General features: G+C 72.5%; 13 protein-coding genes. 7 read left to right on the plus strand and 6 right to left on the minus strand.

The annotated features are described in order from the left end of the window. Positions 1 to 352: 352 nt before the first annotated feature. The 6 genes from ACF1CT_RS01360 to ACF1CT_RS01385 all read right to left on the minus strand — a co-directional run bounded on the left by ACF1CT_RS01360 (position 353) and on the right by ACF1CT_RS01385 (position 8888). A complete protein-coding gene (locus ACF1CT_RS01360) occupies positions 353 to 1756 on the minus strand; it encodes a DUF6895 family protein (protein WP_391781677.1) in 1404 nt (467 codons plus the stop codon). Then, positions 1753 to 2556, minus strand: a complete 804-nt coding sequence (locus tag ACF1CT_RS01365) for an ABC transporter permease (protein WP_391781678.1) — start codon at positions 2554 to 2556, stop codon at positions 1753 to 1755. The genes ACF1CT_RS01360 and ACF1CT_RS01365 overlap by 4 nt, the downstream gene beginning before the upstream one ends. Further along, complete coding sequence (locus ACF1CT_RS01370; RefSeq protein ID WP_391781679.1) at positions 2553 to 3533, minus strand: ABC transporter ATP-binding protein; 981 nt, start codon at positions 3531 to 3533, stop codon at positions 2553 to 2555. The genes ACF1CT_RS01365 and ACF1CT_RS01370 overlap by 4 nt, the downstream gene beginning before the upstream one ends. Beyond that, positions 3530 to 5032: a lanthionine synthetase LanC family protein gene (locus ACF1CT_RS01375; protein ID WP_391781680.1), complete on the minus strand. Its 1503-nt coding sequence runs from the start codon at positions 5030 to 5032 to the stop codon at positions 3530 to 3532. The genes ACF1CT_RS01370 and ACF1CT_RS01375 overlap by 4 nt, the downstream gene beginning before the upstream one ends. Next, positions 5029 to 8472, minus strand: coding sequence for a lantibiotic dehydratase (locus ACF1CT_RS01380; protein WP_391781681.1), 3444 nt, complete (start codon positions 8470 to 8472; stop codon positions 5029 to 5031). Before ACF1CT_RS01380 ends, ACF1CT_RS01375 begins: the two co-directional genes overlap by 4 nt. Before the next feature lie 245 nt (positions 8473 to 8717). After that, positions 8718 to 8888 carry a gallidermin/nisin family lantibiotic gene (locus ACF1CT_RS01385; protein ID WP_391781682.1) on the minus strand — a complete coding sequence of 57 codons (171 nt, stop codon included), beginning with the start codon at positions 8886 to 8888 and terminating at the stop codon, positions 8718 to 8720. A 349-nt stretch (positions 8889 to 9237) separates the two neighbouring features. Here ACF1CT_RS01385 and ACF1CT_RS01390 point away from each other — a divergent pair, with 349 nt between their 5' ends. From ACF1CT_RS01390 to ACF1CT_RS01420, 7 genes are all read left to right on the plus strand, one after another. After that, positions 9238 to 9795: an RNA polymerase sigma factor gene (locus tag ACF1CT_RS01390; RefSeq protein ID WP_391781683.1), complete on the plus strand. Its 558-nt coding sequence runs from the start codon at positions 9238 to 9240 to the stop codon at positions 9793 to 9795. Continuing rightward, a complete protein-coding gene (locus ACF1CT_RS01395) occupies positions 9792 to 10859 on the plus strand; it encodes a hypothetical protein (protein ID WP_391781684.1) in 1068 nt (355 codons plus the stop codon). Before ACF1CT_RS01390 ends, ACF1CT_RS01395 begins: the two co-directional genes overlap by 4 nt. 192 nt (positions 10860 to 11051) lie before the next feature. Beyond that, on the plus strand, positions 11052 to 11693 hold the full coding sequence (locus ACF1CT_RS01400; protein ID WP_391781685.1) for a hypothetical protein: 642 nt from the start codon (positions 11052 to 11054) through the stop codon (positions 11691 to 11693). Further along, positions 11690 to 12481: a hypothetical protein gene (locus tag ACF1CT_RS01405; protein WP_391781686.1), complete on the plus strand. Its 792-nt coding sequence runs from the start codon at positions 11690 to 11692 to the stop codon at positions 12479 to 12481. Before ACF1CT_RS01400 ends, ACF1CT_RS01405 begins: the two co-directional genes overlap by 4 nt. Beyond that, a complete protein-coding gene (locus tag ACF1CT_RS01410; RefSeq protein WP_391782153.1) occupies positions 12481 to 13404 on the plus strand; it encodes an ABC transporter ATP-binding protein in 924 nt (307 codons plus the stop codon). Before ACF1CT_RS01405 ends, ACF1CT_RS01410 begins: the two co-directional genes overlap by 1 nt. Before the next feature lie 7 nt (positions 13405 to 13411). Then, entirely contained in the window at positions 13412 to 13804 is a 393-nt protein-coding gene (locus ACF1CT_RS01415) for a DUF2511 domain-containing protein (RefSeq protein ID WP_391781687.1), read from the plus strand. A gap of 132 nt (positions 13805 to 13936) precedes the next feature. Then, a complete protein-coding gene (locus ACF1CT_RS01420) occupies positions 13937 to 14752 on the plus strand; it encodes a hypothetical protein (protein WP_391781688.1) in 816 nt (271 codons plus the stop codon). The last annotated feature ends 14 nt before the right edge of the window (positions 14753 to 14766 follow it).

A 14766-nucleotide genomic window follows, 5' to 3' on the forward strand; every position in this document is an offset into this window, starting at 1 on the left:
CGACCCGGGGCATCCTTGCCGGGGCACCGGCAGAAGTGATCAATTCACGTATACGCTCGGTCGAATTAGGTCATCACGGTCACCCGCGCCCCGACCTCTCCCCCGGCCTCTCGCCCGACAAGGCGAGCCATGAGCCGGCGCCCCCTCGTCCTCGCGCCGAACTTCGCAATCGCCTTCGCCTTCCTTCGCCTCCCTTCGCCCTCCTTGGCCTTCCTTTGTCTTCGCACCGCCGTCGCTGTGGCTTTCGCCTTCGGCGTCGCCGTCGCCGTTGCCTTCGCATCGCCTTCACCATGGCCGTGGCCGTCGCTGTCGCTGTCGCTGCCGCATCGGAACGAGCACGTCCGTATCCGCCTCACCACTCGTCGCCGCTCCAGGTGTTGCCCCGGGCGGCAAGAAGGGCCGCCGCCGACCGCACCGTCGCCCCGTCCCCGTGACCGAGGCGCTCGGCGGCACGCAGGACCTCTGCCAGCACACCCCGGTCATGCGCCTGAACCGCGAGCACCAGCAGGGGATCGAGGCACGCGGCCAGTTCCGCGCGCACGGCGTCCGGGGCGGACCGGGCCGCGTCGGTCGCCCGCCGTGCCCACTGCCGGACCTCCTCGGGACACGCACGGGGAAACGGAAAGCCGACGGGGCCGGGGACGTCCCCGGCCGTCGGGCCCGATGCCGGCCCCGACACCTGCCGCGGACCGTGCTGTGGCGCGGCGTCCGGCTTTCGCGCGGCGGCGGCGAGCGCGGACGCGAGCGTGGTGTGATAGCAGGTGCCGAAGAGATAGGCCCTGGCCTTGTCGCCCGTCAGACCTGCCAGGATGCCGGGACGGTGCACCGGACCGGGTACGGCGCCGTCCGCGCGCTGCGCGGCGGCGAGCGCGTTCCAGCCCGCCCGTCTCCACGGTTTTGACCGGGCCTGTCCGTCGCCGCGTCCGTCGTCCAACGCCTCGTCGCAGAGCAGCAGTTCCGCCAGAAGGTCCAGACTGCTCCTGGCGAGGTGGACGCCGAGCAGGACCCGTACGGTCTCGCGCACCTCGCTCACCGCGTCACTCCGGCAGGGAAGTCGGCCGTGACGGCCGAAGTCCGTGGCGTAGAGGAGGACATGGGTGAGCGCGTAGGTCTCGTCGACGGTGAGCTGGAGAACGTCCGCGCCCGTGGCCGCGACGCTCTGCCGGTAGAGCGGTCCGATGCCGGGCAGCCGGTCGGGGGCGGTGAAGCCGCCCCGGTCGACGAAGTAGCGCAGTTCGATCCTGGGGAGGACCGGTTTGTACGGGCGGCAGTGGCCGCCCGCGTCCGCCGCCAGCAGAGCCTGGCAGGCCGCGCGGAGCGCGGGGTGCGGGCGTCCGAGCAGATCCAGGAGTGCGGTCAGGTTGAGGTGGTAGGGAAAGAAGGTGTCACCCCGGTGCAGTCCGCGCACGAACTCCGGCTCACGGACCGCCTGTTCGGCAAGAGCGAGTACACGGCCGGGCAGGGACGCGGTGACGGGGACGATGCCCGACCGGTCCAGCACCCTGACCAGTCCCAGGAGTTCGAGGAGCGGGCCGGGCCGGAAGGGGCGGCGGGGCAGAAACTCCTCCCAGCGCCGCGGCTCGAACCATTCCAGATGCGCGTCGATCCAGCGCAGCGCACCTGTCAGCACCTGCCCGGCCGCCTCGCCACGCCCCCCGTCCGCGGGCACGGGCTCGGGCGCAGGCGCTGACGGGTCCCCGCCGTATGCCGGGAGCACCGGCCAGTCGGTGTCGTCGTCCCCTGGCGTGCCGCTCATCGTCCGCTCCGCAGCCGCAGCACCGTCAACGCGACGGCGAGGATCGCCGCGAGCGCCCCGAGATCCGCTTGGGGCGACAGCAGACCACCGCCGTCCAGCAGGGTCTGCCGGGCCAGATCGACCGCGTACGTCATGGGGTTGACGTGCATGATCCAGCCGAGCCAGGCCGGGACGTCCTGCGGGCTGAAGACCGATCCGGACAGGAACAGCATCGGGAACATAGCGAGCTGGACGGTCGCCTGGAGTGTCTGTACGCGGGTGATGACGGTGGCCAGACAGAGGCCGATGACGCTGAACACGGTGGCGGCCAGCGCATAACAGCCGAGCGCGGCGGCGAACCGGCCGAACGTCAGCTCCACGCCCATCAGCGGGGAGAACGCGAGCATCACCGCGCTCTGCACCGTCACCGTCCCCGCCCCGGCGACGACCTTGCCCAGCGGCAGGCAGATCCGGGGCACCGGGGCGACGAGGAGTTCGCGCAGCACACCGTACTCGCGGTCCCAGGCGTACGTCTGACCGGAGGCGACGCCGATCGACACGACCTGGATGGCGATGATGCCGGGGAAAACGTAGGCGCTGAACGGCACGGAACCGACCGAACCGATCATTCCGTCGAAGCCGACCGCGTACACCAGGACGAAGAAGAGGATCTGCACCCCCTGGCTGAGCAGCACACCTGGGCGTTTGCCCTGCCGCAGGAGATCGCGGTGGGCGATGACGCCGATGGCGCGCAGGGCCACCCGCGGTCGGCCGCCGTCGGCCGCGTCGGAGGTCCGCGCGCGGGCGGTCGTCACGGTCACGGTGTGATCGTCCCCTCCGGCCGCCGGTGCGTTTCGGCCTGCCCGGCCGCCGCCAGGTAGACATCGTTCATGGACGGACGGTGCACGGACACGGTGAGAGCCGGGACGTCCAGCGCCCGCACCACTTCCGCGATCCGGGCCTCGGGATCGGCACAGTGCACCGCGACACCGCCCGGCTCGGTCAACGGCTCGAAGCCGGCCGCGCGCAGCTGCCGGGCGGCGGCCTCGTCGTCCGCGGAGCCGACCACGAGGCGGGACGCGTCCAGGCCGCCCTTGAGCCGGTCGACGGCGCCCCGCCGGACGATCCGGCCCTGCCGCAGGATGACGATCTCGTCGGCGTACTCCGCCTCGTCCATGTAGTGCGTCGCGTACAGGACGGTGACGCCCAGCTCCTGGCGCAGCCGCAGCAGATCGCCCCAGACGGTGGCGCGTGCGGCCGGATCGAGGCCGTTGGTCGGCTCGTCCAGGATGACGAGTCCCGGCCGGTGCACCAGGGCGCGGGCAATCTCGACCCGTCTGGCGAGTCCGCCGGAGAGCTCCTCGACCGGACTGCGGCGGCGGTCGGCGAGATCGAACAGCTCCAGCAGCAGGCCGATGCGTTCCCTGGCGTCCACCCTCTTCATGCCGTACAGCCGGGCGTGGAACCACAGGTTGCGCTCGACGGAGAGTTCCTTGTCCAGGGTGCGTTCCTGAAAGACCAGCCCGAGGCGGCGGCGGGCGGCCGCCGGCGCCTCGCGGATGTCGTGGCCGAAGACACGGACCGTTCCCGCGTCGGGTCGGGCAGCGGTCGACACAACACCCAGCAGGCTTGACTTCCCGGCACCGTTCGGGCCGAGCAGGGCGGTCACCCGGCCCGGCGGCGAACTGATCGACACCCCCCGCACGGCGGTCACCCCGCCGTGGCGCACGACGAGGTCGGCGACCTCGAAGGCGGGGGTCTCCGTCCGCTCGTCCGGCTCCGGCGGCCGCCCGGTCATGCCAGCCCCAGGGTGCGGTCCCACGGAAGGGGTTCGCGGGAGACGGGGAGCAGGGCCAGGGCGACGCCCGCCGCACCCTCCAGCATGCCCGCGGCGTCGACGGCACGGTGCGGTACGGGTGAGCGGGCGGCGGCCGGGAAGCGCATGAGGTGACGGAACGCGAACGGCGCGTCGTCGTCGAGGCATTCCAGCACCTTGTCCGTCAGGCGCAGCTGCCCGGCCCTCAGTTCGGGATCTCCGGTCGTCTCGGCCGCCCGGGCCACGACACGCAGCAGGCCTGCGTAGCCGTGGCAGACGGTGGGCCCCTCGATCGCCCACGCCGATTCGTCGCGCCTCAGCGCGGCCCGCAGTGCGTCGACGGCGGCGGCGCGCCAGTCCGGCCGGTCCAGCGCGGTAGCGGCCCTCAGGAGCGCGGCGGCGACGCCCGGGGTGCCGTAGCACCAGGCAGTGCGGGTGAACAGCCGTCGTGGGCGGCGCGGCGCCACCTCGTCGTCCCAGCCGGCCCGGGCGGGCCAGTACGGTCCGGCGTCGTCGTGCAGCGTCCAGCTCAGCAGCCAGTCGACCACGCGGTGGAGGGCGTCGCGCAGGCCGGGTGGGCCGTGTCCGGTCTCGTACGCGGTGCTGAGGACGGCGAGCGGTCCGGCGATGCCGTGCGCCATGCCGAGGTTGAAGTCGCCGCGCGGGTAGGCCTCGCGGTCCCGGGTGCCGACCTGGAGTCCGACGGGCACCCACCATCCGGGCACCCGGTGGCCGTCGACGCGGATCGGGGCGGTGAGATCGATGAGGTGCCGGAGGGAGGCGTCCAGCGCGGCCTCGACGACAGGGCCGCTCTCGGCCGGGTCGGCCGCCGCGTCCAGGAGCAGCCGGGTCGTTCCCGAAACCCCGTTGACCAGGTCGTACGCGCCCCAGTCGGTGCCGCGGCCACCGGCGCGGGCTCGGGCGCGGAAGACCCGCAGCCGCTCGGTCTGGTCCTCGGCCAGCCAGGTGGCGAGCCTTCGGCGCAGCGAGCGGTAGTGCCCCTCGGGTCCCGCGCAGGTCTGTGCGGCGGCGAGCAGCGCGGCCGGTCCGGAGAACAGGCCCCGGTTCGGTGCGGCGGCCGTGGCACGCGCGGCGGCCGCGAGATGGCGGTGGGCGGCCTCCCTGCGGGACTCGTCGGCACGGGCCAGTTCGCCGTACAGCAGAGCGGTGCCCGGAAGGCCGTTGGCGAGTGTCGACGGGCCCCACATGACGGCGTCGTAGACGGGGTCGCGGTTGCCGTCCCGGGAGGCCACCCGGGCGACGTGCTCCGGGTCGGCGAGCCGCTCGGCGACGAGACGGACAGCCCGGTCCGGGCCGGGGGACGTGTCCGGGGATGTGTCCGCCGACGGGGGCCCGTCGGCGGCACGGGGCTCGCGCGGCGCGCGGGTCCGGGCCGTGTCCGTCGCGCGGGCCGCCGACGGGGCCGACGTCCCGGGGGTGGCGGCGGGGGCGTCGTCGCGGTGGGCTGCGGCAGGTTTCACGGCTGGTGCCTCCGACGGTTGGCGTGGTCCTGCACGGCGCCGCGGGCGATGCCGAGCACGGTCAGTTCGCGGGCGCCCGAACCGCCGAAGAGCCGGTTGCACACCATGTGCAGCAGGCTGCCGACGACCCGGCCCTCCGCCGTCTCCCCGGCGCACCGCACGCATGCGGCGAGTCTGCGCACCGCCCGGTCGCGCGGGCTCAGGGCTTCGAGGACACGGGTACCGAGGGAATCGGCCGCGAGGGTGGGCCAGCCGTCGTAGGGATCGACGAGTTCGCGCCAGCGCGCGGAACGGGCGCGGAAGGCCCCGGGCAGATCGCGCCGCGCGCCGGTCATGGACAGCCAGGTCGCGGCGGCGTCGTCGCCGTAGCCGCCGGTGCCGCGCGGGCCCCCGGGCCCTGGCACCCCGAAGGCGTGGGCCAGGGCGGCGCAGGAGATGACCGCGAGGTCGTCGACGTCGTAGGCGTTCTCGGGGGCTTTGGCCACACGCAGCAGCTCGACGGCGGCCTCGCTGTCGTACCGGAAGACGTCCTCGGCCGCGTCCCGGGCCGCCGGGCCGCCGTACCGCTCGGTCTCCGGCTCGTACTGGGCGAGGGTGTGGCCGCGCAGCAGCCCGTCCCGCTGCCACTGCCGGAGCAGCGCACCGACCGCCGGGGCGGCGGCGGCCCACAACGTCCGCGGACATGCTCCGTGCAGCCGCAGCCGCAGGTGGTGGCCGCGGTCGTCGGTGTACCGGACGAAGAACCAACGGTCGGCACCGTGCCGCCCGGCCAGGTCGACCAGTTCCGGAACCCGGTCGCGCAGCAGGTCGTCCTGGGTGCGGACGGAACCGTGCAGCTTGAGGTAGAGCCACTCGTCGCCGAGGCCGTACACGGTACGAGGGGCGCGGGCGGCACGCGGGGCGTCCGGTGTGCGAGGGGTGCTCACGCCCCCGGCGGCCGGAGGGCGTGCGTCCGGCGTGCCGGACCGCGCGGAAGACACCTCCGGCGTTCCGGACCGCGAACGGGGCATCTCCGGTGTTCCGGACCGCGCGTGAGTCACGTCCCGTGTGGCGGAGTCCGCGTGGAGCACGGGCCCTGCGGACGGCGTGGGGCGACGGGGTCCGCCGTACGGCCTTCGGCGGGGCAGACCCGTCTCCCGTCGTGTCATCGGGACGACCGCCTCGAAGGTGTGCCCGGCGAGCGGACTGTCCAGCCAGCCCTCGTACGCGCCGGGGACCTCCTGGGCGATCAGGTCCTCATGGCGCAGCACCTGGTCGAGCAGCAGCTCCCGGTGCCAGGCGTCGTCGAGGTCGAGCAGCAGCCGCTGGTCGGCGGTGACCGCGAGGATCCGGCGCGGTACGTCCCAGTCGGCCCGCCAGTCGGCGACCGTGTGCTCCCAGTCGGCGTCCCGCCCCCTGTCGTCCCTCGCGCGCAGTTCCCGGGCCCGTGACCGGATCCGGTCCAACCGCCAGATCGCGGAGGCCAGCACGAACCGTCCGTGGCGCACCCGGGGGACGAAGGGCGCGTCGGCGAACGGGCCCCAGCTCCAGGGTTCCCAGAGCCGCTGCCCCTCCAGCCCGATCTCCCACAGCAACCGGACGGCGTTGGGGGCCTGGGCGGGTGCGCTGACCATGTTGCCGAGGACCGGCACGATCTCGCGACCGGTGGGCATGTGCACGGCCGTCAGCCGGTCGAGGGTGGCGCCGATACCGATGTCGGCAAGACGCAGTTCCTCGGTGTCGGGCGCGTCGGGGAGGCCCACACCGATACGGCGGCCGGTGGCGGGGGCGGTGTGCGCGAGGTTGGCGGCCCGGCCCGAACGGGGCCGGAAGGCGAGGTCGACGGCGACGGCGTCCTGGACGTGCACCGGGTTGTCGCGGTGCACGGACGCGAACTCGTCCCTCCAGTCGGGGTGTTGGTCGGCGAACCGGGCGAAGGTGGAACCTGCCCGGTGCGATCCGGGCGAGGGCGAGAGGAAGACGAGGAACTCGCCCTCGTCGAGCGCCTCCACCGAGGGGGCGACGACCTGCACCGTCACCTCGCAGGAGTTGGGCGTGTGGGCACGGTCGGCCGTGTCGTGGCACAGTTCGCCGAGGTCCGCGTCGTCGAGAACCACCTCGTGCCGTCCGGCGCGCTGCGCGGCGGCCACGAGCCGCGCCATGGCCCGATCCCTGCGGGCGGTGCGGGGAACCTCGGGCGATGTCGGCGGTGCCTCGCTGTTGGGCCAGCCGTAGCCGGCGGGTGCGCCGAGTCCGGTCGACGGGTCCAGGAGTTCCAGGACGGGTACCAGCCGGTCGGCGCCGTACACGTCGAGGAACCGGCGGTGGTGGTCGCGCAGCGCGAGAAGACCGAGCTTCGGCCGCGAGAGCCGCCACATCGCGCCGGTGGCTGCCTCGATCTCGTCGCGCACCGCGTAGGGCAGGCGCACCACGGCGTCGAGGCGGGTGTCGACGTGCAGGGGCGTGTCGTCGGGCTCCACCGACCGCGCGGTGCCCAGCAGCCGGCCCAACTGTTCGTGTCCGGCGCCGATGGGCCGGGCGTCGTACGCCCGCCGCTGTTCGTCCACGGCCCGCAGCCCGTCGCGCACCCGGAGGGTTTCCGCGGACGGTGCGGTGACCGCGACGAGCAGGCCGAGGACATGGTGCAACGGGTCGCCGCCGTCCAGCGGCGGGCGCAGTCCGGTGATGAGGATCTCCTGTCGCACCAGTTCGGCCAACAGGCCGCGTACCCGTTCGAGGGGTGCGCCGGGGAACGCCCCGACGGTGCGGCGGACCAGTTCCTCGTACGGCAGGGGTGTGGCGGCCTCGACGACGGCCCGTTCGACGACCGGGGTCCTGCGCACGGAGACGGTGGAGCGGCCCCCGCCGTCCTCTCCCGGGGGCACGCCCTGCGTGGAGGGGGCGGTGAGGACCAGTCGGTCGCCGCGCGGAACCAGGGCCTGGTGGGCCTGGACGGTGAGCGTGGCCAGGACAGCCGGATCGCATTCCAGCCGGTGACCGATCCGGGTGAGCCACTGCATGTCGACATGGGTGCGGGTGCGATGTACCGAGCCGTGCTCGGCCCTGGCTGCGGAGTCGAAACGTCCGCGGGCGACCCCCGCGAACAGGCCGAAGGGGGTCGGCCGGGTCCGCATCCTGATGTCGTAGCGGAGCACGGCGAGCGCGGCCCGCCGCAGTTGGCCCGCCCTGACACCGGCGGCACCGTGCTCGGTGACGCGTCGGACCAGGGCACCGAGGCTGGGTGACGCGAGTTCGAGGGCCTCGCGCAGCACACTGTCGGAGGAGACCGACATGAGCAGTTCGGCACAGGCGTCGAGGGACCGGGGACCGCCCGTGGCGGGCACGCGCAGACCACCGCCGTCCGGTGCCCGGGGGTCTGCCGAGGACGCCCGCGACGCCAGCGGCGCACGATACAGGAAGACTCGCTTCGCCTCGAACGCTGTCCCCTGCGTCTGCCCCACCGCAATCCCCCTCCTTGCTTCGCCCCGCCCCGCCCGCACGGTCCCGTCCTGCCCCGCCCGCTCGCTCGGGTCCCGTCCGCCGTGTGCCTCGCTCCCGTCCCGTTCTTACGCCCTTCGTCCCTTTTTCTCACCTTCCCCCATCTTTTCCACGTCTTTTCCCATCCGGCTCTCCCGTCCGGGCGGCCCCGTCGACAGCAGTCCGCGGGCCCGGGCCGTCGCCCGTCCGAACCCACGGACACCCGCTGTCAACAGCAGTGGCTGCAGCCGGAACCGCCGCCCTCACTGGTGCAGCCGGGCGTGCAGTAGGAGATGCTCGTGACGGCGGGACCGGCGACGGACTGCTCCACGCCAATCTCCAGGTCGAGGTCGAACAGATTCGTTTCGTTCTCCGACAGCGGGATGGCCTTGATTCCCATGCTGAACTCCTCGGGGCTCCTTCGGGCTCCTTCACGGAAACCGAACGGGTGGTCACGGATCGTGATCTGTGCACCCACGATCCATGGCCGTCCGCCACCGTTCAATAGGTTCCCGCCCGCTTGGCAGTCCTGGCAGTCCTGGCAGACAGTCCCGCAGGCCGGGTCCCCCCGGGGCCTCTCCCGTACGCCCCGCACGACGGGGCAGCCGTGAAGGGCCCGCCCAGGGCTTCGCTCCCGTTACCAGACGTCCCCCCGGCACGTGGCCCGCGCACCACTCGCCCGGCTGAAAATTCCTCGACGGCGCCGACGGACGGTGAACCGTTCCGTGCTTTCTTGATACGTACCAGGTGTGTGCTCGGACGAAGCTCTGCTATCCGCCGTCGCCCACGGCGACCAGACCGCTCTGCGAACCCTCTACGACAGGCATGCCGGCGCAATGCTCCGACTCATCCGCAGACTCACCTCGGATCAGGGTGTTTCCGAGGAAATCCTGCAGGAGACCTGGCTGGCCGTCTGGCGTTCGGCGGCCGGGTTCCGGGGCGAATCCTCCGTGCGCGGCTGGCTGATGGGCGTGGCCAGACGGCAGGCTCACAACCAACTCCGCAGATCACGGCCACAATGGGCGGATCTTTCGGAGGCCCGGGACGTTGCCGACACCGCTCTCGGCGTCGAGGAGCAGATCGTGAGGGAGTCCGAGCACACCGCGCTGCGGGCAGCCCTGCGCGCCCTCCCCGAGCACCTGCGCGAAGTGCTCGCGCTGGTGCTGTTCGAGGAGATGACCTACCCGGAGGTGGCCACCACGCTCGCCATCCCGGTGGGGACCGTCAAAAGCCGGATGTCCCACGCGCGAAGGCGGTTGGGCAACATGCTCGCCGCCACGCGGCTGGAAGGATCGGGACAGCTATGAGTGATCACCTCTCGGACGACGTCCTGGCATGCCTGGCACGCTCCGAAGCCGTCGACCAGCACCACGGCCGACACCTGGGCCAATGCGGCGACTGCCGCAGAAGATTGGCAGTTTGGCAGGACATCACATGCGCCGTGCGAGCCGAGGCGGAGGAGGAAACCGTGTCCGTGCCGTCCTTCGACGCCCTGCTGGGGACGGACCTGCCGACCGCCACCGCGCCCGTCGGCGAGTCCTCCCGCCCCTCCGGCCTCCCGGCCGCCCCGCACTCGGGGCGGAACGCCGCCGCACGGAAACGCTTCGCCCGCCGGGCCTACGTCGACGGGCGCGAGGACGCCGTCGGTGCCCACGCCCCGCCGGAGCCCGCGTCCCGACCGGAACCGGTGCCGGGCGTCGGCTCCCCGCCCGCACCGGCCGCGGGCACCGTCCGAGCCCCGGGCCTCGCCCGGCCCTGGCGGACGGCCTGGCAACTCGCCGCCCGACAGTTCGTGCTGATGCCCAGGATGTGGGCTCCGCTGAGCGCGATGGGGCTGGTCGTCGCGGCCCTCGTGGCATCGGCCCGAATGCAGGAGCGGCCGGGGATGCGGCTGTTCGGTGCGGTGGTCGTGCTGTCCGTACTGCTCGGAGCCCTGCTCGTGGCCTCGCCGCGCCGGGACCCCAGACGCGAGCTGCTGTTCACCCTCCCGGTGTCACCGGCGGCGGTGTTCCTGGCCCGACTGGCGACCGTTCTCTGCGTGGACCTGGCACTCGCGATGATCTGCTCCGCGCTGGTACGGGGCCCCGGCTGGTGGACGGTGGTGGCAAGTTGGCTCGGCGAGTCGCTGCTGGCGGCGTCACTCGCCCTCGCGTTGTCCGTCCGGTTCTCGCCGACCGTGGGCGCGGCGGCGGGAGGCACACTGTGGTTCCTGGGCGTGGTCGCCGGCCCGCACGGGCTGCTGACCACGCCGTTCGACGCGTTGCTGGACGCACTGCTCTCGACGACACCATGGACACTCGCGGCGGCCACCGTCCTGCTGATGTGGACGGCCGGGACCATGCGGTCGTTCGGCGAGCACACCCCCTCCTGAGCCGTGGCCGGAAGGGTCTGCCGGGCGACGAACCCCTCCGGTCGCCACGCCGACGATCCGGACGGCCAGGAGCCGAACACACCGCACGCACGGCCCACGCGCTGATTCCGACACCGGAGTGAACCGTCCCGGGCCGGACCGCTACGTACGGGGTGTATCGGGAGACAGGGGAACAACGGGAGGAACAGCACCATGACCACTCCACCCTGGTGGATCCACGAAGCACGCCGCTGCGGAAGGCAGGCGTTCGTACTGCCGATCCTGGCGGCGCTCCTCGCCTTCACCGCGGTGGCGACGGGCTCCGGCACGGGAGTGGTGTTCGACCGCGCGCTGCTGAGCTGCGCACTTCCCACCGCCACCGCCCTGGCGTGTGCTGCCGTGATGGCACGGGAGCCGATGCTGGAGCTTCAGCTGTCCCTGCCCACGCCCTACCCACGCACCGTCGCACGCCGCCTGGCGTGGCCGGCGTCCGTGACGGCGATCGCGGTCCTGACCCTGGTGGCCCTGGTGGCGGCCACCGGCCACCGGCCCGGCCCCGTCGCCACCTTGCTGGAGCTGTCCGGTCTGACCATGCTCCTGAGCGGCGCCGCGCTCTGGGCGACGGTACGGACGGGATCGGCCGCGCCCGCGACGGGGCTGATCGTCGCAGCGGTCCTGGCGAAGCTGCTGCTGATCGACCGGGTGGTTCCCGAAGGAGCCGCGCAGGCGGTTCCCGCCCTGCTGGCCGGGGGTTGGCTGCTCCTGCTCGCACTCCGCGCGCTGCGCCCGAGCGGGCGCCCCGGCGCCCGGCTCGGTCACGGCGACGCGCACCTCGGCCCCCGGGAGGCATCGTGACCGCTCTGCTGTGGACCCTGCGCTACGAGGCCCTGATGACGGCCCGTCGAAAAGTCGTATGGGGCGCCGTACTGCCGCTTGCTCTGTTGAGCCTGCTGCTGGTGATCACCTCACCCGTTATCGTCGGGCACGGCGACCTCGCCGCCAGAACCGGGGCTGCCGCGGTGGTCGTCAACACCTTCTGCACGCTCGGCGTGGGCATCGCGCTCGCCGACCGTCTGCGCCTCGGCCTTGAGGCCCGCGGCATGGCCGAGTTGCTGGCCGCCACCCCCACCGGGGTGCTGCCGCGTACCGCCGGAGTGCTCGGCGGCCCGCTGCTGACCGCCCTGGCGCCGGTCGCCGGTCTCTTCCTGCTGTACGCGGCGGTCTTCTCGGTGGCCGGAGGCTCCTTCGCCCCGATCGTGTCCGCGGTGGTCGCGCTGTGCACGGCGGTCATACCGGCGGCTCTGCTGGTCACCGCGTTCGCGGGCCTCCTCGGAGTGCTCCTGCCGGTGGCGGCGGCGCGCGCGGTCACGGTCGCGGTGTGGCTGTGGGCCTGCCATTTCCCCCCGGCCTTCTCCCCGTTGCCCACGCCGACCGGTACGGTCCTCTCCCCGCTCGGCGGCTATCCCCTGGTCGCCTGGGCCCACGCCCCCGAGGTGTGGGCCGCCCGCCAGAGCACCGGAGTGCTTCGCCCCGAGGCCGACGGCACGGCGGCGCTGCTGAACGTCGCCCTCGTCCTCGCCATGGCCGCCACCTGCTACGTGCTCGGCCACCTCACCGTCCGCATCCGACGACACGGAGCATGATGAACATCACCACGGAGCGACTGACGAAGATCCACCCGGGTGGGCTCTGCGCGCTGGACGCCGTCGACCTCCACATCGAGAGCGGCACCGTCGGGCTGCTGGGTGCCAACGGCGCGGGCAAGACGACCTTGTTGCGCATCCTGACGGGAGTGCTGCGTCCCACCTCCGGCCGGGTGCTCGTGGCCGGACACGATCTGGCGACCGGTTCCGGGCTTGCCGCCGTGAAGCGGACCCTGGGCTATCTGCCGCAGGAGTTGTCGCTCTACCCGGACCTGACCGCACGCGAGTTCCTCGACTACATCGGCGTGCTCAAGGGGATCCACGACAGGCGTGAACGGCGTCGTCAGGTCGATGACCGAATCGCCGAGGTGGGACTTGACGACCGGGCCGACGAGCGGCTGGCCGGGTTCTCCGGCGGCATGAAACGGCGGGTGGGCATCGCGCAGGCCCTGATGGGGTCCCCGTCGGTACTGATCGTGGACGAACCCACCACAGGGCTGGATCCGCATGAGCGGATGCGCTTCCGCGCACTGCTCGCGGGCCTCGGTCACGGCCGCACGGTACTGCTGTCCACCCACATCCTGGACGATGTCGCCCAGACCTGCCCCGAGGTGGCCGTGCTCGCCTCCGGCCGTCTGGTCTTTCACGACACCACCGCCGCCCTGGTCAGTCAGGCCGCCGGCTGCACCTACGTGTGCCGGTCCGGCAGACCCGCCGACGGCCCGCCGCCCGGCGCCGAAGTGGTGAGCGCGGTGACCGCCGCCACAGGAACGGAGTACCGCATCGTCACGGGCGACCCACCCCCGGGAGCACGCCCGGTCGAGCCGTCGCTCGAAGACGGATATGCCGCCCTTCTCGGGGCCGACGGCCGGGCCCGTCCCAGCAGCCGCACCCACCCCACCAGCATTCCGACAGTGAGGTAGCAGATACATGATCGTGAATCACCGTCGCGCCGCCGTCGCGGCTCTCGCCGGACTCGCGCTTCTGATGCTCACCGCCTGCGGGAGCGGCGGCCGCAGCGAACCAGCCACAACGGACCCCGTTCCTCTCCCGAGCCCGACCGCCACCAGGCAGCAGATCAGTGAGAAGAACCTCGGATACACCTGGCCGCTGACGGTTGATCACGTCACCGCCGAGTGCCGCGCGGGCGATCAGGCCGTCATCACCGTTCCCGATGGCACGACCTATGCGCTCAACGATCGGGCGCGGGAGGCCGGTTACAACGACGTGGCAGCGGTGCGTTCCACCGGGGACGGCGGGGACAAGATGAGTATCGGCACACTGCTCAGCAGGACTCTGAAGCTGTGCAAGGCCGGGCAATGACCGGGGGCGGTCAGCCGATGGCCGGCCGGGCGTGGCCGCCGCCGGTGCGTCACGCACGTGATCCGACGCCCTACGCCGTCCAGTGACCGCGGGACGACCACCACCGGGATCAACGCTACGGGGAACAGCGCCTTGCACCAACGCGAGCAGCAGCACGCATCGACCGCCGCCGAGCTCCATGTCCTGGTCCACTCAGGACTCCAGCCGTACTTCGATCCACCGCACGCACTGCTCGGCATGCTTCGTTCCGGCCTGGATCGGGTCGAATTCGTCGACGCCGGAGCGCTGACCGCGCCCTGCGGCGCGCTCGACCTGCCGGTGCTGATACCGGTCACCAGCGAGTTCCAGGCCGAGGAACTGCGCACCGTAAGGGTGCGGCATCCGTTGTCCCTGCTCATCGCGGTCACTCATGACATCTCGGGCTACCGGACGTACTACGCGATCCGTTCGGGCGCGAATTTCGTGCTCAATCTCGCGATCCCCGGCGAGTGTCATCGCGATCTGCTGTACGCGCAGCTCAGGGCGCATCGTGCAGCCGGCGCCGCCGGCCTCGTCGCCGCAACCGGTGCCACTGGTACCGACGGTACCGACGGCGCCTCGGACTCCGGTGCACAGGGCGTCCTGCCGGAGCAGGGAGGTTCCCGTCATCGCTGTCGGTACTACGGAGAAGAGCTTTCGACCGGTGCGAAGGCCGGTCGCGAGAGCGACATATCGGGGGAGCGTCCGCAGCCCACGACGCCCTCATACGACACGGAACTCTTGCGTCTGCTCTGTACGCCCATCACGGTGGCCGAGATCGCGCGCCGTCATTACTACTGTTCCGAGCGGTCCATGTACCGCCGCATCCGTAGGCTCTACGACGATCTCGGGGTCGCGGGCCGTGCGGAACTGATGTCGTTGGGTACGGCGCTCGGTCCGCGTCGCCCCATGACGGCGCGGGCCTCCTGACTCCGGGGGGCGCG

The organism is Streptomyces sp. NPDC014734 (assembly GCF_043083325.1).
Taxonomy (GTDB): domain Bacteria; phylum Actinomycetota; class Actinomycetes; order Streptomycetales; family Streptomycetaceae; genus Streptomyces.

Excerpts from the sequence above, each read along its gene's own strand:
- ACF1CT_RS01395 (WP_391781684.1), top strand. The coding sequence starts at position 9,792 with ATGAGTGATCACCTCTCGGACGACGTCCTGGCATGCCTGGCACGCTCC.
- ACF1CT_RS01415 (WP_391781687.1), top strand. The coding sequence starts at position 13,412 with ATGATCGTGAATCACCGTCGCGCCGCCGTCGCGGCTCTCGCCGGACTC.
- ACF1CT_RS01410 (WP_391782153.1), top strand. The coding sequence starts at position 12,481 with ATGAACATCACCACGGAGCGACTGACGAAGATCCACCCGGGTGGGCTC.
- ACF1CT_RS01385 (WP_391781682.1), bottom strand. The coding sequence starts at position 8,888 with ATGGGAATCAAGGCCATCCCGCTGTCGGAGAACGAAACGAATCTGTTC.
- ACF1CT_RS01370 (WP_391781679.1), bottom strand. The coding sequence starts at position 3,533 with ATGACCGGGCGGCCGCCGGAGCCGGACGAGCGGACGGAGACCCCCGCC.
- ACF1CT_RS01400 (WP_391781685.1), top strand. The coding sequence starts at position 11,052 with ATGACCACTCCACCCTGGTGGATCCACGAAGCACGCCGCTGCGGAAGG.
- ACF1CT_RS01360 (WP_391781677.1), bottom strand. The coding sequence starts at position 1,756 with ATGAGCGGCACGCCAGGGGACGACGACACCGACTGGCCGGTGCTCCCG.